This window comes from Kitasatospora sp. NPDC092039, assembly GCF_044756065.1.
In the GTDB taxonomy this organism is placed as follows: Bacteria; Actinomycetota; Actinomycetes; order Streptomycetales; family Streptomycetaceae; genus Kitasatospora.
The window spans coordinates 46032-68552 of sequence record NZ_JBIVSD010000009.1 but is presented as its reverse complement, the minus strand read 5'-3'; the positions used below and the strand labels follow the sequence as shown (position 1 = coordinate 68552).

Genomic DNA, 22521 nt, shown 5'->3' with positions numbered 1-22521 from the left:
GGTCACGCCTCCGGGATCTCGAACTTGGTGGTGCGCTGCATGCCCGCGGCCCGGCCCTTGCCGGCGACGACCAGCGCCATCTTGCGGCTGGCCTCGTCGATCATCTCGTCGCCGAGCATCGCGGAGCCCTTGGCGCCGCCCGCCTCGGAGGTGCAGTAGTCGTACGCGTCGAGGATCAGCTCGGCGTGGTCGTAGTCCTCCTGCGAGGGCGAGTAGATCTCGTTCGCGGCGGCGACCTGGTCCGGGTGGAGCACCCACTTGCCGTCGAAGCCGAGCGCGGCCGAGCGGCGGGCGACCTCGCGGTAGCCCTCCTGGTTGCGGATCTGGAGGTACGGGCCGTCGATCGCCTGGAGGTCGTTGGCGCGGGCGGCCATCAGGATGCGCATCAGGATGTAGTGGTAGGCGTCGGCGTCGTAGCCGGGCGGCTGCTCGCCGACCACCAGCGACTTCATGTTGATGGAGGCCATGAAGTCGGCGGGGCCGAAGATGATGGTCTCCAGCCGGGGCGAGGCCTCGGCGATGGCGTCGACGTTGATCAGGCCCTTGGCGTTCTCGATCTGCGCCTCGATGCCGATCCTGCCGACCTCGAAGCCCATGGTCTTCTCGATCTGGGTGAGCAGCAGGTCGAGCGCCCTGACCTGCTCGGCGTCCTGGACCTTGGGCAGCATGATGCAGTCGAGGTTGGGGCCGGCGCCCTCGACCACGGTGATCACGTCGCGGTAGGTCCAGTGGGTGGTCCAGTCGTTGACGCGCACGACGCGGGTCTTGGCGCCCCAGTCGCCGTTGTTGAGTGCGTCGACGATGTTGTGGCGCGCGCTCTCCTTGACCAGCGGGGCGCAGGCGTCCTCCAGGTCCAGGAAGACCTGGTCGGCCGGGAGGCCCTGGGCCTTCTCCAGGAAGCGCGGGTTGCTGCCCGGTACGGCGAGGCAGGAGCGGCGCGGGCGCAGGCGGTTGACAGCAGTCATGAGGGTCTTTCGGTTCCTTCCCAGTGGTCAGCTGGTCAGCTGGTCAGTTCGTGGCCGCGGTCGGTGCGGGCGTCCACGGCTGGAGCTTGTTGGCCAGCCGGATCTCGTCCACGATCCGGCCGATGATGGTCGTGATCCCGAAGTCCTTCGGGGTGAACACGGCGGCGACGCCGGCGGCCCTGAGGGCCTCGCCGTCCGCTGCCGGGATGATGCCACCCACGATCACCGGGACATCCTCCACCCCGGCGCGGCGCAGCCGCTTCAGGACGTCGGGTACCAGCTCGCCGTGCGCGCCGGAGAGGATGGACAGGCCCACGCAGTGCACGTCCTCCGCGACGGCGGCGGAGACGATCTGCTCCGGGGTCAGCCGGATGCCCTGGTAGACCACCTCGAACCCGGCGTCGCGGGCCCGGACGGCGATCTGCTCGGCGCCGTTGGAGTGCCCGTCCAGGCCGGGCTTGCCGACCAGCAGGCGCAGCTTGCCGGCACCCAGCTCCTCGGCGGTGGCGGCGACCGCGGCGCGGACCTGCTCCAGCTCGCCGCCGGGCTCGGCGGCCACCGCGACGGGGGCGCCGCCGACGCCGGTGGGCGCGCGGTACTCGCCGAAGACCTCGCGCAGGGCGAAGGCCCACTCGCCGGTGGTGACCCCGGCCCGGGCGCAGGCCAGGGTGGCCGGCATCAGGTTGGCCTCGGTGGCGGCGACGGCCTTGAGCCCGGCCAGCGCCTCCTGGGCGGCGGCCTCGTCGCGCTCGGCGCGCCAGGCCTCCAGGGCGGCGAGCACGGACTGCTCGGAGGCCGGGTCGACCACCATGATCGCGGTGTCGAGGTCGGCCGTGAGCGGGCTCTCCTCGGTGGTGTCGAAGCAGTTGACCCCGACGATCCGGTCCTCGCCGGACTCGATCCGGGCCCGGCGGGCGGCGTGCGAGGCGACCAGGTTGGACTTCAGGTAGCCGGACTCGACGGCCGGGATCACCCCGCCCATCTCCAGCACCTTGTCGATCTCGGCCTCGGCGCCGGCCAGCAGTTCGGCGGTCTTGGCCTCGATCACCCGGGAGCCGTTGAAGATGTCGCCGTACTCCAGCAGGTCCGACTCGTAGGCCAGCACCTGCTGGATGCGCAGCGACCACTGCTGGTCCCAGGGCCTGGGCAGGCCGAGCGCCTCGTTCCAGGCGGGCAGCTGGACGGCCCGCGCGCGGGCGTCCTTGGAGAGGGTGACGGCCAGCATCTCCAGGACGATCCGCTGGACGTTGTTCTCCGGCTGGGCCTCGGTCAGGCCGAGCGAGTTGACCTGGACGCCGTACCGGAAGCGGCGCTGCTTGGGGTCGGTGACGCCGTAGCGCTCCAGGGTGACCTTCTCCCACAGCCGGGCGAAGGCGCGCATCTTGCACATCTCCTCGACGAAGCGCACGCCGGCGTTGACGAAGAAGGAGATCCGGGCGACCACCTCGCCCATCCGCTCGGCCGGCACCTGGCCGGAGTCGCGCACGGCGTCGAGCACCGAGATGGCGGTGCACATCGCGTAGGCGATCTCCTGGACGGGCGTCGCCCCGGCCTCCTGCAGGTGGTAGCTGCAGATGTTGATCGGGTTCCACTTGGGGATGCTGCCGACCGTGTAGGCGATCATGTCGGTGATCAGCCGCACCGACGGGCCGGGCGGGAAGACGTGCGTCCCGCGCGACAGGTACTCCTTGACGATGTCGTTCTGGGTGGTGCCGGTGAGCTTGGCGACGTCCGCGCCCTGCTCCTCGGCGACCACCTGGTAGAGCGCCAGCAGCCACATCGCGGTGGCGTTGATCGTCATGGACGTGTTGGTCCGTTCGAGCGGGATGCCGTCGAACAGGGTGCGCATGTCGCCGACGTGGCCCACCGGGACGCCGACCCGGCCGACCTCGCCGCGGGCGAGGACGTGGTCGGAGTCGTAGCCGGTCTGGGTCGGCAGGTCGAAGGCGACGGACAGGCCGGTCTGGCCCTTCGCCAGGTTCCGCCGGTAGAGCGCGTTGGAGTCGCTCGCGGTGGAGTGGCCGGCGTAGGTGCGCATCAGCCAGGGCCGGTCGCGCTTCTGAGGCTCAGTCATCGGACCCGTCTCACACGTTGCGGAAGCGGTTGATCGCGGGCAGGTGCTTCGCCCGCAGCTCGTGGTCGGTGACGCCCAGGCCCTCCTCGGGGGCCAGGCAGAGCACGCCGACCTTGCCCTGGTGCTTGTTGTGGTGCACGTCCAGGGCGGCCTGGCCGGTCTCCTCCAGGGAGTAGACCTTGGACAGGGTCGGGTGGATCCTGCCCTTGGCGACCAGGCGGTTGGCCTCGAAGGCCTCGCGGTAGTTGGCGAAGTGCGAGCCGACGATCCGCTTGAGCGACATCCACAGGTACCGGTTGTCGTACTGGTGCATGTAGCCGGAGGTGGAGGCGCAGGTGACGATGGTGCCGCCCTTGCGGGTGACGTACACCGAGGCGCCGAAGGTCTCCCGGCCCGGGTGCTCGAAGACGATGTCCACGTCCTCGCCGCCGGTGAACTCGCGGATCTTCGCGCCCAGGCGCTTCCACTCGCGCGGGTCCTGGTTGTTCTCGTCCTTCCAGAACCGGTAGCCCTCGGCCGAGCGGTCGATGATCGCCTCGGCGCCCATGGCGCGGCAGATCTCGGCCTTCTGGTCGTTGGAGACCACGCAGATCGGGGTGGCGCCGCCGGCCAGCGCGTACTGGGTGGCGTACGAGCCGAGGCCGCCGCTGGCGCCCCAGATCAGCACGTTGTCGCCCTGCTTCATGCCGGCGCCGTTGCGCGAGACCAGCTGGCGGTAGGCGGTGGAGTTGACTAGGCCGGGGGAGGCGGCCTCCTCCCAGCTGAGGTGCTTCGGCTTGGGCAGCAGCTGGTTGGTCTTCACCAGGGCCAGCTGGGCCAGGCCGCCGAAGTTGGTCTCGAAGCCCCAGATGCGCTGCTCCGGGTCCATCATCGTGTCGTTGTGGCCGTCGGGGGACTCCAGCTCGACCGAGAGGCAGTGGGCGACGACCTCGTCGCCGGGCTTCCAGGCGTTGACGCCGGCGCCGGTGCGCAGCACCACGCCCGCGAGGTCGGAGCCGAGGACGTGGTACGGCAGGTCGTGGCGCTTGGTGAGCGGCGACAGCCGGCCGTACCGCTCCAGGAAGCCGAAGGTGGAGACCGGCTCGAAGATCGAGCTCCAGACGGTGTTGTAGTTCACCGAGCTGGCCATCACGGCGACCAGGGCCTCGCCGGGGCCCAGTTCGGGCAGGGCCACCTCGTCGAGGTGGAGGGACTTCCTGGGGTCCTTGTCGCGGCTGTCGAGGCCCGCGAACATCTGCTCCTCGTCCTTGTGGAGCGTGACGGCCCGGTAGGACTCGGGGAGCTTGAGCGCCGCGTAGTCCTCCGACGTGGCGTCGTTGCTGAGGATCGCGTCGAGGATTTCCTGCATGGCTGCCTCCGAAGGCGTACCTGTGTGAGGGTCACAGGGCGTCTGGGGGAGCCGGGAGCGGACACCGGCTTCGCTGAGGTGGGTGGTGGGTGGGTCAGGCTGGGTGCCCGGGGTGGACCGGGCCTGCTGGCTCTGCTCCCGGGGTGTGGGAGCGCCGGACGACGGCGCGCCGAGGTGGGGAGCCGCGGCGCCGCGACCGGTGAGTAACAAGGTAATGGCACCCTGTGCCACTCGTAAAGACACCGGGTGTCACGAATTCCGGCGGCCTCCCGGGCCGTTCGACGCGCGTCGCGCGGGCATGCGAAGGGCCCGCGCCGACTGCTCGGCACGGGCCCTCGACACCGCTCTGACCTGCGTAAACGTTCCCGCTAGGACTCCCGGGCGCCACTCAGCGCGGCCCGGATGCTGTCCACCACGACCTCCAGCGGAGCGTCCGTCCGGGCGACTGTGATGAGTACCTCACCTCCGGGACTGGCACTCAGTGCGCTCTCCGCCCCGGTGTCCCCGGGGGTCCCGTTGGCACCCGGTGCCACCAGTGATCCCCGGCGTCTGGCACCCGGCGCGGTGGAGGCCCAGAAGGTCCGCCGGATCACTTCGAAGGAGTGGTCCAGCTGCGCCTCCACGTCGCCCCGGCCGCCGGCCCGCAGCCAGCGCCGCAGCACGTGGTTGTGCGCCGCGACCACCGCCGCCGCCGAGACCTCGGCCAGCATCGAGTCGTCCTCGCCGCCGCGCTGCCAGCCGGACGGGATGGACTCGCCGGTGTCGAAGCGTCCCAGCAGGTAGCGCGTGAACAGCCGCTCGTAACGGGCCACCACGGCGATCTCCCGCTCGCGCAGCGCCGGGACCTGACGGATCAGCTGGTACCGCGCGACCGACACCGCCGGGGTGGAGGCGTACATCCGCAGCACCTCCTTGATGCCGCGGCAGACCACGTCCAGCGGGTGCTCCTCCGGCTCGGCACTGGCCAGCAGGTCGGCCACCCGCACCAGGGTGTCGTCGTGGTCCGGGAAGATCGCCTCCTCCTTGGACCGGAAGTACCGGAAGAAGGTGCGCCGGGCCACCCCGGCGGCGGCCGCGATCTGGTCGACCGTGGTCTCCTCGTAGCCCTGCGAGGCGAACAGCTCCATCGCGGCCGTGGCCAGGTCCTGGCGCATCTGCTGGCGCTGCGCCGCCGCCCGGCGGCTGCCCGGCCCGCCCTCCGGTCCGGTGCCCCCGGTCGAGGGGGCGGTCCGGTCGGTGCCGCCGTGCGGCCCGGCGGGGTGCTGCGGGGAGGTTGACTGAACCCGATCCATGTCCGGAACGCTACACGGCCCGGACGGCACGGCCGCGGCCCTTCCCCGCCGCACCGGCGCGACCGGGCCGGTCACGGCCGGGCGGGGCCAGCGGGAGGACACCGTCCCGGGGCTCCAGCCGGGGCGCGTGGAGGCCGCGGAGGGAGCGGAGCCGTACGGCGGGGCGCCGTTCCCGGCGGCCGTGCCACCGGCCTGCGGCGTGGTCACCGGCGAGCGTGGTCGCGGAAGCCGCGGCCGGTCTTGCGGCCCAGGCAGCCCGCCGCGACCAGGTGCTCCAGCAGCGGCGCGGCGGCCAGCCCGGGCTCGCGGAACTCCTGGTGCAGCACCTGCTCGATGGTCAGCGAGACGTCCAGGCCGACCACGTCCAGCAGCTCGAACGGGCCCATCGGGTAGCCGCAGCCGAGCTTCATCGCGGTGTCGATGTCGTCCACCGTCGCGTAGTGCTCCTGGAGCATCCGCACCGCGTCGTTCAGGTACGGGAAGAGCAGCGCGTTGACGATGAAGCCGGCCCGGTCGCCGCACTCCACGGGGTGCTTGCGGACCTCGGCGGTCAGCTCCAGCACGGTCGCGGTGACGTCCGGCGCGGTCAGCACCGTGGAGACCACCTCGACCAGCTTCATCGCCGGGGCCGGGTTGAAGAAGTGCATGCCGATCACGTCCTGCGGCCGCGAGGTGGCGGTCGCGCAGCTGATCACCGGCAGCGAGGAGGTGGTGGTGGCGAGCACCGCGCCCGGCCTGACGACCTTGTCCAGGGTGGCGAACAGCTCCCGCTTGACCGCCAGGTCCTCGGCGACCGCCTCGACCACCAGGTCCACCTCGGCCAGCTCGGCGTACTGGCCGACCGGGGTCACCAGTGCCAGCGCGGCGTCCCGCGCCTCGGCGGACAGCCGGCCCTTGGCCACCGAGCGCTCCAGGGACTTCGCCAGCTGCGCCTTGGCCCGCTCGGCCTTCTCCTGGCTGCGGGCGGCCAGCAGCACCGGGCGCCCGGCCTTGGCGAACACCTCGGCGATGCCGGTGGCCATCGTCCCCGAGCCGCAGACGCCGACGGTGCGCACCTCCCGGCCCGGCACCTTCGGCAGGGCGGGCCCGGTGGCCGCGTCCACGGCCCGGGAGGAGCCCGGCGCCTCGTAGGTGTAGAAACCGCGGCCGGTCTTGCGGCCCAGCAGCCCGGCCGCGACCAGCTGGCCGAGGATCGGGGCGGGGGCGTGCAGCCGGTCCCGGGACTGCTCGTACATCGCCTCCAGCACGGTGCGGGCGGTGTCGACGCCGATCAGGTCGAGCAGCGCCAGCGGGCCCATCGGCAGGCCGCAGCCGAGCCGCATCGCGGCGTCGATGTCCTCCCGCGAGGCGTACTTGGACTCGTACATCGCGGCGGCCTGGTTCAGGTAGGCGAACAGCAGGCCGTTGACCACGAAGCCGGCCCGGTCGCCGGCCGCCACCGGCTCCTTGCCGAGGTCCCGGGCGAAGGCGGCGGCGTCCTCGGCGGTCCGCGGCGAGGTCAGCACGGTGCGGACCACCTCGACCAGCTTCATGCTGTGCACCGGGTTGAAGAAGTGCAGGCCGAGCACCCGCTCCGGGCGGGCGGTCGCGGCGGCGATCCGGGTCACCGAGAGCGCGGTGGTGCCGGTGGCCAGCACGGTGGTCTCCGGGCAGATCCGGTCCAGCTCGGCGAAGACCTCCCGCTTCAGCTCCAGCTGCTCGGGCACCTCCTCGATCACCAGGTCCGCGTCGGCGGCGGCGGCCAGCTCGTGGCCGACCGAGAGCCGGGCCAGCAGCCCGGCGCGCTCCTCGGCGGTCAGCCGCTCCCGGTCCACGGCGTGCGCGGTGGCCTCCTCGATCCGGGCCAGCGCCCGGGCGGCCGAGTCCTCGGTGGCCTCGATGCCGATCACCCGGCGGCCGCTCTTGGCGACCGCCACGGCGACGCCGGCACCCATCGTGCCGAGGCCGACGACGGCGACAGTGGGGAAGGGACGCTCCATCTGTCCTGACTCCTAGTCATGAAGGGCCCGCGCGTGCTCCGGCGGGCACGCCGCCGCGCCCGTACGCCGGGGGCGGCCGCCGCCGGAGGAGGGTCCACGCGCGGGGGCTGGGGAGATGACGGGTGCGGTGCATCGGGCAGCGGCCGGTCCGCTCCGGCCGAACTGCGGATGCGCCGTGGTGCTCAGGCGCTCGAAGGTGAAGGAAGCGACTCTGATACGAGGAGGAGACCCGGCCCGCCGCGGTCCGCGGCACCTGCCGGTGAAGAGCGCACCGCGCGGGCGCCGGAGAAACGGCGACCGCGGCCTGCCGCCGGTGCGGCTCCCGAAGCCCGGCGGTGGTGCGTGTCCGGCCACTGTAGCGAAGCTACTCGTGAGTAGGAAGGGGGCGGAGGCGAAAACCCGCCACCGCGCGCCCTCGCACGCGGACGCCGACCACCCGGAGCGGACCGCGCGGCGGAGCCGGCCGCCGGGTTCGCCCCGAACGGGTGAACGGGTGAACAGGGCTGCCAATAGGACCACCCGATAGGGGAGTTACCCGACCGTGACCGGCGGGGCAGCATGGGGGCATGACCCCCGGAACCGTCCCCGCCGGCCCCGCCGCGCCCGATCCCACCGCTCCCGGCCCCGCCGAGCCGCCCGTCACCGCCGACCGGCTCGCCGCCGCCGCGGCGGAGGCCGTCGCGCTGCCCTCGCGCGCCGAGCGGGCCGAGCGGGCCGGGGAGGCCGCCGACCGGCTGCGCACCGAGGCCGTCGAGGCGGTGGCCGTCACCTGGGTGGACAACGCCGGCGTCACCCGGGTCAAGGCCGTCCCGCTCGGCGGCCTGGCGCACGCCGCGCAGTGGGGCGTCGGCACCGCGCCCTGCTTCGACGTGTTCCTCGCCGACGACACGATCACCACCAGCCCGATCATCGGCGGCCCCACCGGGGACCTCAGGCTCTACCCGGACCTCGACCGGGTCGTCCCGCTGGCCGCCCAGCCCGGCTGGGCCTGGGCCCCGGGGGACAGGTACACCCAGGCCGGCGGCCCGCACCCGGGCTGCCAACGGCTGTTCGCCCGCCGGGCCCAGGCCGTGGCGGCCGCGCGCGGGCTGAGCCTCAAGGCCGGCATCGAGGTCGAGTGGACGGTCGCCCTGGCCGGCACCCCGCAGGAGGAGCCGCGGTACCCGACGCACGGCCCGGCGTACGGGATGCACCGGGTCACCGACCTCTCCGACTACCTGCGCGACGTCCTCACCGCCCTCGGCAGGCAGGGGCTGGGCGTCCTCCAGATCCACCCCGAGTACGCCCCGGGCCAGTTCGAGGTCTCGGTCGCCCCCGAGGGCCCGGTCTCCGCCGCCGACACCTCCGTCCTGGTCCGGCACACCGTCCGGGCCGTCTCCGCCCGGCACGGCCTGCGGGCCTCCTTCGCCCCGGCGGTCGAGACCGGCGTCGTCGGCAACGGCGGGCACCTGCACGTCAGCCTCTGGCGGGACGGCCGCAACCTCGGCCACGGCGGCCCCGGCCCGCACGGCCTGACCGCCGAGGCCGAGGGCTTCCTCGCCGGGGTGCTCGACGCGCTGCCCGAACTGCTGGTGCTGGGCTGCTCCAGCCCGGCCGGGTACCTGCGGCTGGTGCCCTCGCACTGGGCCGGCGCCTACCAGTGCTGGGGCCTGGAGAACCGCGAGGCCGCGCTGCGCCTGGTGACCGGCTCCACCGGGGAGCGGGCCGCCACCGCCAACGCCGAGGTCAAGTGCTTCGACGCGAGCGCCAACCCGTACCTGGCGGTCGGCGGGGTGATCGCGGCCGGCCTCGCCGGGCTGGACCAGCGCCGAGCGCTCCCGCCGGAGTTCACCGGGGATCCGGCGGCCGCCGAGCCCGGTACGGTGCCCCGGCTGCCGACCGGTCCGGCCGAGGCGATCGCCGCGTACGAGCGCTCCGCGGTGCTGCGCGAGGCGCTCGGCGAGCCGCTCTACCAGGCGGTGCTGGCGGTGCGCCGGGCGGAGCGGGAGCAGTACGCGGCCGTCACGCCCGAGGAGCTGGTCGCGGCCACCCGCTGGCGGTACTGAGCGGTGGCCCGGCCGGAGGGCCCCGCGCTGGTCGACCACCACTGCCACAGCGTGGTGGCGGCCGAGCTCACCGACGACGCCCTGGCCGGGCTGCTCACCGAGTCCGACCGCCCGCCCGCGCCCGGCTGCTCGCCCTTCGACAGCGCGCTGGGCCTGGCGGTGCGGCGCTGGTGCCCGCCCGTGCTCGGCCTGCCGGCGCACGCCCCGGCCGCCGACTACCTGGCCCGGCGGCGGGAGTTGGGCGCGGCCGAGGCCACCGGGCGGCTGCTGGCGGCGGCCGGGCTCGACACCTGCCTGGTGGACACCGGGCTGACCACCGCCGCGGGCCACCCGCTGCTGCCGCCGGCCGAACTGGCCGAGGCCACCGGCGCCTCGGTGCGCGAGGTGGTCCGGTCCGAGTCGGTCGCCGAGACGGTGGCGTGCGGCGCCGCGGACTGGCCGCGGGCCGTCGCGCAGGCGCTCCGGTCGGCCGCCGCCGGGGCCGTCGCGGTCAAGTCGGTGCTCGCCTACCGGCACGGCCTGGCCGCGCCCGCCGAACGCCCCGCCACCGCGGCCGTGGTGGCCGCGGCCGGTGCCCACCTGCGCGCCGGGCGGGTCCGGCTGACCGACCCGGTCCTGCTGCACCACCTGCTCTGGACGGCCGTGGACGTCTGCGCCGAGCTCGGCCTGCCGCTCCAACTCCACACCGGCTTCGGCGATCCGGACCTCACCCTGCACCGGGCCGATCCGTCGCTGCTGACGGACTTCGTGCGGGCCGCCGAACCCAGCGGCGTCCCGCTGGTGCTGCTGCACGGCTACCCGTACCACCGGCAGGCCGCCTGGCTGGCCCAGGCCTTCCCGACGGTGTACACCGACCTCGGGCTGACCGCCTCCTACACCGGGCCGCGGGTGGCCGCGGTGCTGGGCGAGATGCTGGAGTTGGCCCCGTTCGGGAAAATGCTGTTCTCCACCGACGCCTACGGCCTGCCCGAACTGTATTTGGTGGGCACCTGTCAGTTCCGGTACGGACTGGGTGTGCTGCTCGCGGCCTGGCAGGCCGACGGGGCCTGTTCCGCGGCCGACGCCGAGCGGCTGACGCGGGCGGTCGCGGCCGGCAACGCCCGTCGGCTGTACGCGTTGTAGGGATGCGATCAGTGCTGGTGGCCGATGTCGTGACGGGTGTGGCCGCACGTCGGCGAACCATCACTTTTTAACACTCTTGACCTCTGTTTCCTGTGTTGGGGCCGGGTAGTCCGTAGGCCCTGTTCCTGGTCACGATGTGACGATTAGATGACTACCCCTTGCGCTTATAACCAAATATTCATTAGCGTCCCGGTCATTCCCAAGCGCACCTGCCCATCGCAGCTGCCGCCTGACGAGCCGGGAGGCCAACCCTCATGCGTGTTCCTCGGATCAGTCGTACCCGGTACGCGGCGGTGGGCGTCGTACTCGCCACCGCCGGCGCCCTCGCGCTGCCGGCCGGTACCGCTGTCGCGGCCCCCACGGCCGACTCGACGACCGGTCCGCTGATGAGCTACGTCGTCAACACCAAGGCCAACCACGGCCAGGTGCAGAAGGTCGAGAAGGCCATCGCCGGCCTCGGCGGCACGGTGGTCCAGTCGTACGAGCAGGTCGGCGTCGTGGTCGCCCGCTCCAACGACACCAAGTTCGCCGAGAAGCTGCGCCTGGCCAAGGGCGTCGACTCGGTCGGCGCCAGCCGCACCAAGGGCATCCAGGCCTCCGACCAGGGCAAGGCCGAGGTCGCCACCGACTCGGCCGCCGTGGCCGCCGCCCCGGGTGAGGACCCGGACGAGGCCTACCAGTGGGACATGCGGCAGATCGGCGCCGACAAGGCGCACAAGATCTCGCTCGGCAGCCGCAACGTCACCGTCGGCGTGCTGGACTCCGGCATCGACGCCACCCACGAGGACCTGGCCGCCAACGTGGACGCCTCGCAGTCGGTCTCCTGCCTCGACGGCAAGACGAACACCGACTGGAAGGCCTGGCAGCCGACCACCAGCGACCACGGCACCCACGTGGCCGGCACCATCGCCGCCGCCAAGAACGGCAAGGGCATCGTCGGCGTCGCGCCGAACGTGAAGCTGGCCGCCGTCAAGGTCGTCGACGACGGCGGGTTCATCTACCCGGAGAACGCGGTCTGCGGCTTCGTCTGGGCCGGCGAGCACGGCTTCAAGGTGACGAACAACAGCTACTTCGTCGACCCGTGGATGTTCAACTGCAAGACGGACAAGGACCAGGCCGCGATCTCGGAGGCCGTCCGCAAGGCCGTCGCCTTCTCGCAGCGCAAGGGCGTCCTCAACGTCGCCGCCGCGGGCAACGAGAACATCGACCTGGCGCACAAGACCGTCGACGTGGCCAGCCCGGACGACACCACGCCCACCACCCGCCCGGTCACCAACGACTGCCTGTCGCTGCCGACCGAGCTGCCCGGCGTGGTCGCCGTCTCCGCGGTCGGCTCCGACGGCGTCAAGGCGTACTACTCCAGCTACGGCAAGGGCGTCGTGTCCGTCACCGCCCCGGGTGGCGACCGCCGCTTCCAGTTCCCGAACACCCCGGACAAGGACGGCCGCATCCGGTCCACCATCCCCGGCGGCAAGTACGGCTACATGCAGGGCACCTCGATGGCCACCCCGCACGTCGCCGGCGTGGCCGCGCTGCTCGCCAGCACCTTCCCGTGGGCCAGCCCGGACGAGCTGACCGAGCTGCTGACCACCCACGCCGAGTCCGTCCCGTGCCCGACCGGCGAGTTCAACCCGGGCGGTGCCGGCACCTGGAAGGCCACCTGCGAGGGCGGCGCCGACGACAACGGCTTCTACGGCGCGGGCCTGGTCAACGCCGAGAAGGCGGTCCAGTGGTGGCGCTGACGCGCTGACCGCGGACAGCTCTGAACAGTAGAACCGGGGAGCGGGCCCACTGGGTCCGCTCCCCGGTCGCGTTCCCGCACCGAAGGGCCGCGGCGGCCTCCGCCACCGCACACCGGCCGGCCCGGTCAGTCCTCGTCGAAGTGGTGCTCCCAGACCGTCTCCACCGACGGCTTGCCGTGCAGGTCCGGCACCTCCTGCAGCCAGGCCGGCCGCCCGGCCCGGGTCCGGGCCGCCCGCCGCCGCTCCGCCTCGCGCAGCTGCTCGGGCGTGGCGAAGCCCTCCGGCAGCCACTCCTCGGAGAGCACCACCCGGGCGGCCAGGTGGGTGACGTAGGCGTGCCGGACGGCGTCCACCGAGTCGAAGCCGGGCTCGTCGGCCAGCCACTCGTCCGGGACCAGCGCCACCACCTCCTCCAGCAGCGGCACGGTGACCAGGGGCCCGAGCTCCTCGTCGGCCAGCCGGACGTCCGGGGCCGAGCCGCCGAGCGCGTGCGCGCTGAGGTCGTACCGCCTGCCGACCGACGCCTCGGCGCCCGCCCAGCGGTGGTGGAAGATCAGCGCGGCGCCGTTGTCGATCAGCCAGAGCCGCCCGTGCCAGACCACCAGGTTGGGGTTGTGCACGGTGCGGTCGACGTTGCCGGTCAGGGCGTCCAGCCAGACCACCCGGCCGGCCTCGGCGGAGTCCACCGCGATCATCCCCGGCCGGAAGTCCCGCGCGCCGGGCAGCAGGTCCATCCCGAGGTTGAGCCCCGCGCTGGCCTTGAGCATGTCCTGGATCTCGGTGTCCGGCTCGTCCGCCGCGACGGCCGGGTCGAAGTCCACCAGCCGCAGCTCCGGCACCCGCAGGCCCAGCCGCCGGGCCAGCTCGCCGACGATCACCTCGGCGATCAGCGCCTTGCGGCCCTGCGCGGCCCCGGTGAACTTGACCACGTACGTTCCCAGGTCGTCGGTCTCCACCACGCCGGGGACGGAGCCGCCGGCGCGCAGCGGGTCGACGTAGCGCACAGCAGTCACCAGATCGAGCACACCGGCCACCCTATCCCGGCGCGTCGCGGGCGTGAGCCTGTGATTGGCTTGCCGGACAGAGCGGTTCCCACCGGACGAGGAGAGCAAGGTCATGGGACAGGTGCAGGCCACCACCGAGCGGGTCTACGACGCCGCCCCCGAGCGGGTGTACGAGGCGCTGGCCGACTACCAGGTGACCCGCCCGAAGCTGCTGCCCGCGCAGTACAGCGAGTACGAGGTGCGGGTCGGCGGCACCGGCGCCGGCACCCAGGTGCACTGGCGGCTCCAGGCCACCGAGAAGCGGGTGCGCGACTGCCTGTTCACCGTCTCCGCGCCGGAGCCCGACCAGCTGGTGGAGAAGGACGCCAACTCCAGCATGGTGATCACCTGGACCGTCTCGGCCGTCGGCGAGGGCCGCTCCAAGGTCACCGTGACCGCCACCTGGCAGGGCGCGACCGGCATCGGCGGCTTCTTCGAGCGCACCTTCGCCCCGAAGGGCCTGAACCGGATCCACGACCAGGTGCTGGCCAACCTCGCCGCCGAGGTCCGCTGAGGCCACCGGCGTCCGCCGGACCCCCGAGGCCCCGCCCGGGCCCGGTCCCGCCCGGGGTCCGCGTGCCTCGATCCGGGTGCCCGGACCCGCGCGCCCGGATCCGGCCATGCGAGCGAATCGCTTGGAGATCCGATCGGTTCGGCCACCCGTACGACCCGAAAGCCGTACGGGTGGCCGAACCGCCACCTGCGGGTGACGAGGGCCGCCCGGCACGGGGGAGCCACCCTAGGCTCGCCGCCGTGCATATGACGATCCTTCACATTTCGCAACCGGTGGACGGCGGGGTCGCCCGCGTCGTCACCGATCTGGTCCGGGGTCAGCGGGAGGCCGGCCACCGGGTCCTGGTCGCCTGTCCGCGCGGCGGCCGGCTGGCCGAGGAGGCCGCCGCCGTGGGCGCGCTGGTCCAGGACTGGCCCGCCCGGCGCCCGCCCGGCCCGGGCACCCCCGCAGAGGCCTGGCGGCTGCGCCGGATCGTCCGGGCGGCCGCGCCCGACGTGGTCCACCTGCACAGCGCCAAGGCCGGGCTGGCCGGACGGCTCGCGGTGCGCGGCACCGTGCCGACCGTCTTCCAGCCGCACGCCTGGTCCTTCGCCGCCGTGGACGGTGCGACGGCCGCCGCCACCCTGCGCTGGGAGCGCTTCGCGACCCGCTGGGCGCACCGGCTGCTCTGCGTCAGCGTCCAGGAGCGGGCCGACGGCGTGGCGGCCGGGGTGCACGCCGACTGGGCGGTGGTGCCCAACGGCGTGGACGTGCGCCACTACGCGCCCGCCGACCGCCGCGCCGCCCGGATCGCGCTCGGCCTGGACCTGGACGCCCCGCTCGCGGTGTGCGTCGGGCGGCTGTGCCGGCAGAAGGGCCAGGACGTGCTGCTGGCCGCCTGGCCGGAGGTGCTGCGCCGGGTGCCGCGGGCCCGCCTGGCGCTGGTCGGCGGCGGGCCGGAGGAGCAGCGGGTGGCCGAGCTGGTCCGGGCGACCGCCGAGCCGTCCCGGGTCCGGTTGGTCGGGGACGTGCCGGACCCGCGGCCGTGGCTGGCGGCGGCCGACCTGGTGGTGCTGCCCTCGCGCTGGGAGGGGATGGCGCTGGCCCCGCTGGAGGCGATGGCGGGCGCCCGCCCGGTGCTGCTGACCGACGTGCCCGGCGCCCGGGAGTGCCTGCCGCCGTCCGAGCTGGCGCACGCGGTGGTCCCGCCCGAGGACGCGCGGGCCCTCGCCGCCCGAATGGGCGACGCGCTGTCGGATCCGATCGAATGCGAGCGGCGCGGCGCCAGGCTGCGCGACCACGTGGTCGGCCGGCACGACGTGCGCACCGTGGTCGAACAGGTGGACGTCCTCTACCGCCACCTGCTGGGCGCGGGACCGGCCTCGGGGCGGCGCCGGGCCCGTGTCCCAGAGCGGATCTGATCGTTTCACATGCCGTGAATGCCCGCCGTTTCCGGCGTTGTCGTATTCGCACCCTCGACCGGATACGGAGGCGAGGCGTCAAATCCGAAATAACTATTAATGGGCGGCGGGAAATGAATCGGCAAGTCAACTTCCGCCCTGTACCGCCCGGTTCTGTATTGTCGGATTTTGCCTGCTTCGTTCGGATTTCCTTCCGGGAATTAACGGCTGAGCCCCTCGCGACCGACTTCTCGCTGACCGGTTCCTTCGCGATCGGCCCCGCCGGGCCCACGAAAGCCCCAAGCGGCAGCAGGCGCTGTCAGGACCGCGCCCGCCGGGCCGGGACGGCCGCCCCGCGCCAACCGGTGCCGGGGCACCGTCACCCCGGGCACACAGCAGGGGAGATCGTGCGCTGATGACCATTGACCACGACCGTGTGCACCGACCGGCCGGGCCCCTGTCCGGCCCCCGCCGACCCGGCACCGGGCTGCTCGACCGGCCGGCCGGAGCGGCGCACCCCCGGGCCGTCCCGCCGCCGCACCGGCCCCGCGGGACGGCCCGCTCCCGGCTGGCCCTGTCGCTCGCCCTGGTCCAGGCCGACGTCATCGCGCTGTGCTCCGCCGGCGGCATCGCCAACCGCGCCGTCGACCCCGCCGCCCCGCTCGACCCGCTGCTCGGCGTCCCCGCCGTCCTGCCCCTGCTGCTCCTGCTCAACCTGACCGGCGGCCTCTACCGCTCCCGGCTCACCCTCTCCGTCCTGGACGAACTGCCCGCACTGGCCGCCCGGGCCGTGGTCGCCACCGCCTTCGCCGTCACCCTGTCCGGCTGCCTCGCCGACCACTGGCCCGGCTTCGGCCCGGTCGGCCCGGCCCGGCTCACCGTCCTGCTCGGCGCCCAGCTGCTGATCGCCGCCGCCGGCCGCGCCGTCCTCTACCACCTGGTCCGGCGCAGCCGCCGCAGCCGCCCCAGCCCCGTCCTGGTGCTCGGCGCCGGCCGGCTCGGCCGCCGGGTCGCCGCCGCCCTCCGCGAGCACGGCGAGTACGGGATGCGCCCGGTCGGCTTCCTGGACACCGACCCGCCGCTGCTGCCCGGCGACAACGACCTGCCCGTGCTCGGCGGCAGCGAAGTACTGGAGCGCGAGGTGCGCCGGCACGGCGTCCAGCACGTGATCGCCACGGCCGGCGCCGCCGACGAGGCCGAGACCGCCGCCACCCTGCGCGAGGCCGCCCGGCTCGGCTGCCAGGTCTGGCTGGTGCCAGCGCTGCGCGAGTACGGCTCGCTGGCCACCGCGCCGGTCACCGGCGGCGACCACCTGTGGGGGTACCCCTGCCTGCGGGTCGGCCGCCCCGCGATGCGCCGCCCCGGCTGGGCCGCCAAGCGCGCCCTGGACATCACCGCCGCCGCCCTGGGCCTGCTGCTGCTCGCCCCCGTCCTGGGGCTCTGCGCCCTCGCCGTCCGCTTCGACACCGGCCCCGGCGTGCTCTTCCGCCAGCAGCGCACCGGCCTGAACGGCCGGGTCTTCACCGTCCTCAAGTTCCGCACCCTGCGCCCGAACGACGAGCACGAGTCCGCCACCCGCTGGAACATCTCCCAGGACCACCGGATGGGCGCCGTCGGCCGGCTGCTGCGCAGGAGCTCGCTGGACGAGCTGCCCCAGCTGTGGAACGTCCTGCGCGGCGACATGAGCCTGGTCGGCCCGCGCCCCGAACGGCCGTACTTCGTCATGCGGTTCGGCCAGGCCTACCCCGAGTACGCCGACCGCCACCGGGTCCCCGTCGGCCTGACCGGCCTGGCCCAGGTCAACGGCCTGCGCGGGGACACCTCCATCGAGGACCGGGCCCGCTTCGACAACCGCTACATCGAGAGCTGGAGCCTCTGGCAGGACGTCAAGATCCTGTGCCGCACCGCGGTCCTGATGCTCCACCCGGACGGGAGCTGACCCCGCGTGGCCCTGACCCTCCCCGCCTTCCCCCGCCCGGCGTTACGCAGGGCCCTGCCCGCGCTCGCGGAGCGCACCAGCCCGCTGGCCGCCGCCACCGTCCTGCTGGTCTGCGTGCCCACCGGGGAGAAGGACGTCGCCGCCGCCGTCCACGTCACCGCCGCCGACCTCGCCTCGCTGGCCCTGGTCGCCCTCACCGCGCTCAACCTGCTGCGCGGGCGGCTGCCCGCGGTCGACCGCACCACCTGCGCGCTGTTCGGCGGGATCGTCGTCGCCGCCGCCGTCGCCACCATCGGCTCGATCGACCCGGCGGCCGCCGTCACCGGCTTCGTCCGGCTCACCCAGGTGTTCGTCCTGGTCCCCGCCGCCGTCCTCTGCTCGCTGCGCGACCGCACCGACCAGCGCCTGGTCCTCGGCTCCTTCGTGCTCGCCGCGCTGATCCAGGGCGTGGTCGGCGCGAAGCAGTACCTCACCCACACCGGCGCCTCCTACACCGGCGAGCCGATCCGGGCCGTCGGCACCTTCGGCGCGCTCGACATCATGGCGATGTCCAGCGTGGTCAGCTTCGGGCTGCTCGCCGCCCTGGCGCTGGCCCTCGGCGAGCGCGGACCGGGCGGCGACGCCCGGCTGCGCCGCGCGATGTTCGCCGCCGCCGCCTTCCTCGCCTTCCCGCTGGCCGTCTCCTTCAGCCGCGGCAGCTGGATCGCCACCGGCCTCGCCGCCACCGTGCTGCTGCTGCGCGCCGACGCCCGGCTGCTGGTGCGCGGCGCCGTCCTCGGCCTGGCCGCCGCGGTCGTCCTGGTCGGCGGCCTCGGCCTCGGCGGCTCCGGCGTCACCAAGCGGCTCGGCTCGATCGGTTCCGTCTCGGCCGCTCCCGACCAGTCCGTCTCCGACCGGTACGACCTGTGGTCCACCGCCGGCCGGATCTGGCAGGACCACCCCGTGCGGGGCGCCGGACCCAAGGCCTTCCAGCAACTGCGCGACAGCCACGCCCCGTTGCGGCTGTCCTCCGGCAGCGACGCCGCCGACGCCACCATCGGCTTCCAGCGCGAACCGCTGCTCTCCCCGCACAACATGTACTTCCTGGTGCTCAGCGAGCAGGGCCTGATCGGCATCACCGCCTACGCCGCGCTCTTCCTCACCCTGCTGATCGGCTGCCTGCGCCACCGCCACGGCCCCGGGCTCGCCGCGCTCGCCCTGCTCACCTGGGTGCTGGTGGACTTCCTGTACGCCGACATCGGCGGCACCACCACCGTGCTGACCTCCGTCGTCCTCGGCCTCGCCGCCCGCGCGGCCGCCCACCGCCCCGAGCCCCCCGCCACCGGCCCGGCGACCATCACGGCGACCACCGGCCCAACGACCACCGGGGCCGCCCGGTGACCACCGACCAGCCGACCGCCGTCGCCTCCTCCCTCCCGGCCCCCCGCGGCGCCCCCGGCGGGGCCCCCGCCGCCGAGCCCCTCCCGGCCCCCCGGCGCGGCTTCCTCGCCAAGGCCTTCGGCGTCACCGCCGTGCTCAGCGCGGCCGGCTCCGGCCTCGGCCTGCTGCGCGACCTCCTGCTGGCCCGCTACTTCGGCGCCAACCAGGGCACCGACGCCTTCCTGGTCGCCTGGACCGTCCCCGAGACCGCCGCACCGCTGCTGATCGAGGACGCCATGTCCTTCCTCATGGTGCCCGCCTTCGCCCTCGCCCTGGTGCTGCGCGAGGAGGACCCGGATGCCCCCGACCCGGTCCGCCAACTGGTCCGCGCCACCCTGCCGTGGCTGCTGACCGCGCTCAGCGCCCTCGCCCTGGCCGCCGCCCTGCTCGCCCCGCAGCTGGTCGCCCTGCTCGCCCCCGGCCTGCCCGACCCCGGCCTGGCCGTCACCTGCACCCGGATCACCGCGGTCACCGTGCTGCCCTTCGGGGTGGCCGGCTACCTCGCCGCCGCGCTGCGCGCCCACCACCGCTTCACCGCCCCGGCCGGCATCTACGTCGCCTACAACCTCGGCATCCTCGCCGTCCTGCTCTGCCTCCACTCCTACCTCGGCGTGCGCTCCGCCGCCCTCGGCGTCGCGGCCGGCAGCCTGCTGATGGCCGGCCTGCTGGTCGGCCCGTTCCTGCGCCGGCTGCGCCAGGGCCCGCCCGGCACCGGCCGCGGCCGCCGCGCACGCCGGACCCTGGTGCTGATGCCGCTCGCCCTGCTGCCGGTGGCCGCCTTCACGCTCACCCGCCAGTCCCAGGTCTTCGTCGAGCGCTTCCTCGGCTCGGCCCTGCCGCCCGGCACCATCTCGCACCTCAACTACGCCGCCAAGGTCTCCCAACTCGCCATGACGGCGGGCATCCTGATCTGCACCGTCACCTTTCCGCTGGTCGCCCGGGCACTCGCCGCCGGGGACCTCACCGCCGCCCGCGACCGGGTGGAGAAGGACCTCGGCCAGGCGGCGGCCGTCGTCCTGCTCGGCACCGCCTTCCTGATGGCCTGCGCCCCCTCGGTGGTCTCGCTGCTTTTCGAACGCGGCGCCTTCGGCCCGCACGACACCGCGGCCACCGCCGACGTCATCCGGGTGTACAGCTTCGGACTGCCCGCCCAGGCCCTGATCGGCGTGATGATCCGCCCGTACTTCTCGCTGCGCCCGGTGGTCCGCCGGGCCGACGACCCGGGCACCGAGGACGGCCGCCGCCGGCTGCTCGACTGGTACCCGGCCGCCGCGATGGTGCTCGGCCTCGGCGTCACCGTCACCACCGGCCTGCTCGCCACGCCCCGCTTCGGCGCCCTGGGGCTGGCCGCCGGCAACGCGGCCGGCATCACCGCCACCGCCGCCCTGCTGCTGCACGGCCTGGTGCTGCGCGGCATCCCGCTGCGGCTGCGCCGGGTGCTCGGCGGCCACGGCCGGCTGGTGGCCGCCGCCGCCGGGGCCACCGTGCTCGGCGCCGCCGTCGCCGGACCGCTCGCCGATCCCCTGCTCTCGACCCTCCTCGGAGGCCTCACCGTGGCGCTGGCCTTCGCGGCCCTCGGCACCGGGCTCGGCGCCCGTGAGGTGCGCGGCCCGGTCCGCGCCGCCGCGCGGGCCCTGGGGCCCGTCCGGAACCCGCCAACCGTCGCCGAAGAAGGGAAGCGTCCCGATGGACGATGAACCGGGAACCGTCCGGTCGGTTCGGGCGGGCGCCGGCAGCGCACCGCCGCGCCGGGCACGACCGTCCCGGAGCCACCACCCGGCCGGTGGACCGCCGGTCCCCGGCTCCGCCTCGCCGTGGATCCTGATGTACCACTCGGTGGCGGTCGAGAAGGAGGACCCCTACCGGCTCACCGTCAGCCCCGAGCGGTTCGCCGAACAGATCGCCTGGCTGCACCGGCGCGGCCGGCGCGGCGTCTCGGTCCGCGAGCTGATGCGGGCCCGGGCCCTCGGCCGGGACGACGGACTGGTCGGCCTCACCTTCGACGACGGCTACGCCGACTTCGCCCGGTACGCGGTGCCGATCCTCCAGGCGTACGGCTTCACCGCCACCGCGTACGTGGTCGCCGACCTGCTCGGCCGGGACAACGACTGGGACGCCGAGGGCCCGCGCAAGAAGCTGCTCACCGTCCAGGAGGTCACCGAACTCGCCGCCGCCGGCTGGGAGATCGGATCGCACGGCCTCGGCCACCAGGCGCTGCCCGGCCTGCCGGCCGAGGCCCTCGCCGTCCAGGCCCGGGAGAGCCGGAGGCTGCTGGAGGAGGCCGTCGGCGGCCCGGTCACCGGCTTCTGCTACCCGTACGGCGCCGTCGACCTGCCCGCCGCCCTGGCCGTGCGCGACGCCGGGTACGACCACGCCTGCGCCATCGCGCACTCCCCGCTCACCGGCCGGTTCGCCCTGCCCCGCTGCTACGTCGGCGACCGCGACGGCGCCTGGCGGCTGCGCGCCAAGAGGGGCCGGCACCGGTGGCGCGACGTGGTCACCGGGCTGCGCCACGGCCGGCGGGGGAGCCGGCCATGAGGGTGCTGCACATCGTCACCGGCCTGGCCTCCGGCGGCGCCGAGCGCCAACTCCACCTGCTGCTGCGGCACCTGCCGGCGCACCAGCGGTGCGAGGTGCTCGCCCTGACCAACCCCGGCGCGGTCGCCGCCGCGCTGCGGGCCGACGGCGTCACCGTCCACCACCTCGGCATGCGCGGCAACCGGGACTTCGGCGCGCTGCCCCGGCTGGTCCGGCTGGTCCGGGCCGGCCACTACGACCTGGTGCACACCCACCTCTACCGGGCGCAGCTGTACGGCCGACTGGCCGCCCGGCTGGCCGGGGTGCGCGCGGTGGTCTCCACCGAGCACTCGCTGCACGCCGGGGTGATCGAGGGCCGCCCGGTCACCCGGGGCGTCAAGGGCCTCTACCTGGCGGCCGAACGGCTCGGCGGCACCACCGTCGCGGTCTCCCGCCAGGTCGCCCAGACGCTGCGCTCCTGGGGCGTCCCGGCGGCCCGGATCGCGCTGATCCCGAACGGCATCGACACCGCCCGCTACAGCCTGCCGCCCGCCGAACGGGCCGCCGTCCGCCGCCGGATCCGGGCCGAACTCGGCCTGCCGTACGGCAGTTGGGTGGTCGGCGGGGTGGGCCGGCTGGTTCCCGGCAAGCGTTTCGAGGTGCTGGTCGAGGCGCTCGCCGACCTCGACCCGGCCACCCGGCTGGTGCTGGTCGGAGAGGGTCCGGAGCGCGCCGCGCTGGAGCGCCGGGCCGAGGAACTCGGCGTCCGGGACCGGCTGGTGCTCACCGGGGAGCGCGACGACGTGCCCGAACTGCTGGCCGCCCTGGACGTGCTGGCCGCCCCCTCCGACGCGGAGACCTTCGGCCTCGGCGTCCTGGAGGGCCTCGCGGCCGGGCTTCCGGTGCGGCACAGCGCCTGCCCGGCGCTCGACGAACTGCCGCCCGGCGCCGCCCCGCAGGCCCGCCGCATCCCCTCCGAGCCCGCCGCCTACGCCGCCGCCCTGCGCGACCTGCGGCCGCTCAGCGGGCACACCGCCGACCCGCTGCCGCACCCCCCGGCCGTCGGCCACTACGACATCGCCCGGGTCGCCTCCGACCTGGGCGCCCTCTACGACCGGCTGGCCCGCGTCTGACCGCCCGCCA

Annotated in this window: 16 protein-coding genes; 10 read left to right on the top strand and 6 right to left on the bottom strand. The window is 74.4% G+C overall.

The genetic code is table 11. The features are described 5' to 3' along the window. Nucleotides 1-2 precede the first annotated feature (2 nt). From ACIQI7_RS19090 to ACIQI7_RS19070, 5 genes are all read right to left on the bottom strand, one after another. Nucleotides 3-965, bottom strand: a complete 963-nt coding sequence (locus tag ACIQI7_RS19090; RefSeq protein WP_401111214.1) for an HpcH/HpaI aldolase/citrate lyase family protein — start codon at nt 963-965, stop codon at nt 3-5. Nucleotides 966-1008: 43 nt separating this feature from the next. Further along, nucleotides 1009-3039: a protein meaA gene (locus ACIQI7_RS19085; protein ID WP_401111211.1), complete on the bottom strand. Its 2031-nt coding sequence runs from the start codon at nt 3037-3039 to the stop codon at nt 1009-1011. A gap of 10 nt (nt 3040-3049) precedes the next feature. Further along, a complete protein-coding gene (gene ccrA, locus ACIQI7_RS19080; protein ID WP_401111208.1) occupies nt 3050-4387 on the bottom strand; it encodes a crotonyl-CoA carboxylase/reductase in 1338 nt (445 codons plus the stop codon). Between the two features lie 368 nt (nt 4388-4755). Further along, entirely contained in the window at nt 4756-5679 is a 924-nt protein-coding gene (locus tag ACIQI7_RS19075) for a TetR family transcriptional regulator (RefSeq protein WP_401111205.1), read from the bottom strand. Between the two features lie 203 nt (nt 5680-5882). Next, nucleotides 5883-7658 (bottom strand): 3-hydroxyacyl-CoA dehydrogenase family protein, encoded by a 1776-nt coding sequence (locus ACIQI7_RS19070; protein ID WP_401111202.1) that lies wholly within the window; start codon nt 7656-7658, stop codon nt 5883-5885. 566 nt (nt 7659-8224) lie between these two features. Between ACIQI7_RS19070 and ACIQI7_RS19065 the strand changes: the two genes are divergently transcribed. From ACIQI7_RS19065 to ACIQI7_RS19055, 3 genes are all read left to right on the top strand, one after another. Continuing rightward, nucleotides 8225-9703 (top strand): glutamine synthetase, encoded by a 1479-nt coding sequence (locus ACIQI7_RS19065; RefSeq protein WP_401111200.1) that lies wholly within the window; start codon nt 8225-8227, stop codon nt 9701-9703. A gap of 3 nt (nt 9704-9706) precedes the next feature. Then, entirely contained in the window at nt 9707-10825 is a 1119-nt protein-coding gene (locus ACIQI7_RS19060) for an amidohydrolase family protein (protein ID WP_401111197.1), read from the top strand. Nucleotides 10826-11079: 254 nt separating this feature from the next. Continuing rightward, nucleotides 11080-12567: a S8 family peptidase gene (locus tag ACIQI7_RS19055; protein ID WP_401111194.1), complete on the top strand. Its 1488-nt coding sequence runs from the start codon at nt 11080-11082 to the stop codon at nt 12565-12567. Nucleotides 12568-12692: 125 nt separating this feature from the next. Here ACIQI7_RS19055 and ACIQI7_RS19050 read toward each other — a convergent pair whose 3' ends face one another. Next, the gene (locus tag ACIQI7_RS19050) at nt 12693-13592 is read right to left on the bottom strand and encodes a HipA family kinase (RefSeq protein WP_387758450.1); all 900 of its coding nucleotides are present in this window, start codon (nt 13590-13592) and stop codon (nt 12693-12695) included. 91 nt (nt 13593-13683) lie between these two features. On the opposite strand from ACIQI7_RS19050, the gene ACIQI7_RS19045 reads away from it, so the two are divergent. The 7 genes from ACIQI7_RS19045 (at nt 13684) to ACIQI7_RS19015 (ending at nt 22511) form a co-directional block, all read left to right on the top strand. After that, nucleotides 13684-14124, top strand: a complete 441-nt coding sequence (locus ACIQI7_RS19045) for an SRPBCC family protein (protein WP_359903353.1) — start codon at nt 13684-13686, stop codon at nt 14122-14124. A gap of 245 nt (nt 14125-14369) precedes the next feature. Beyond that, on the top strand, nt 14370-15524 hold the full coding sequence (locus tag ACIQI7_RS19040) for a glycosyltransferase (RefSeq protein WP_401111192.1): 1155 nt from the start codon (nt 14370-14372) through the stop codon (nt 15522-15524). Between the two features lie 394 nt (nt 15525-15918). Beyond that, nucleotides 15919-17442, top strand: coding sequence for a sugar transferase (locus ACIQI7_RS19035; RefSeq protein ID WP_401111190.1), 1524 nt, complete (start codon nt 15919-15921; stop codon nt 17440-17442). 6 nt (nt 17443-17448) lie between these two features. Further along, nucleotides 17449-18822, top strand: a complete 1374-nt coding sequence (locus ACIQI7_RS19030; protein WP_401111188.1) for an O-antigen ligase family protein — start codon at nt 17449-17451, stop codon at nt 18820-18822. Further along, on the top strand, nt 18819-20558 hold the full coding sequence (murJ, locus tag ACIQI7_RS19025; protein WP_401111185.1) for a murein biosynthesis integral membrane protein MurJ: 1740 nt from the start codon (nt 18819-18821) through the stop codon (nt 20556-20558). Before ACIQI7_RS19030 ends, murJ begins: the two co-directional genes overlap by 4 nt. Nucleotides 20559-20685: 127 nt before the next feature. Continuing rightward, nucleotides 20686-21399, top strand: coding sequence for a polysaccharide deacetylase family protein (locus tag ACIQI7_RS19020; RefSeq protein WP_401111182.1), 714 nt, complete (start codon nt 20686-20688; stop codon nt 21397-21399). Beyond that, on the top strand, nt 21396-22511 hold the full coding sequence (locus tag ACIQI7_RS19015; RefSeq protein ID WP_401111180.1) for a glycosyltransferase: 1116 nt from the start codon (nt 21396-21398) through the stop codon (nt 22509-22511). The genes ACIQI7_RS19020 and ACIQI7_RS19015 overlap by 4 nt, the downstream gene beginning before the upstream one ends. The last annotated feature ends 10 nt before the right edge of the window (nt 22512-22521 follow it).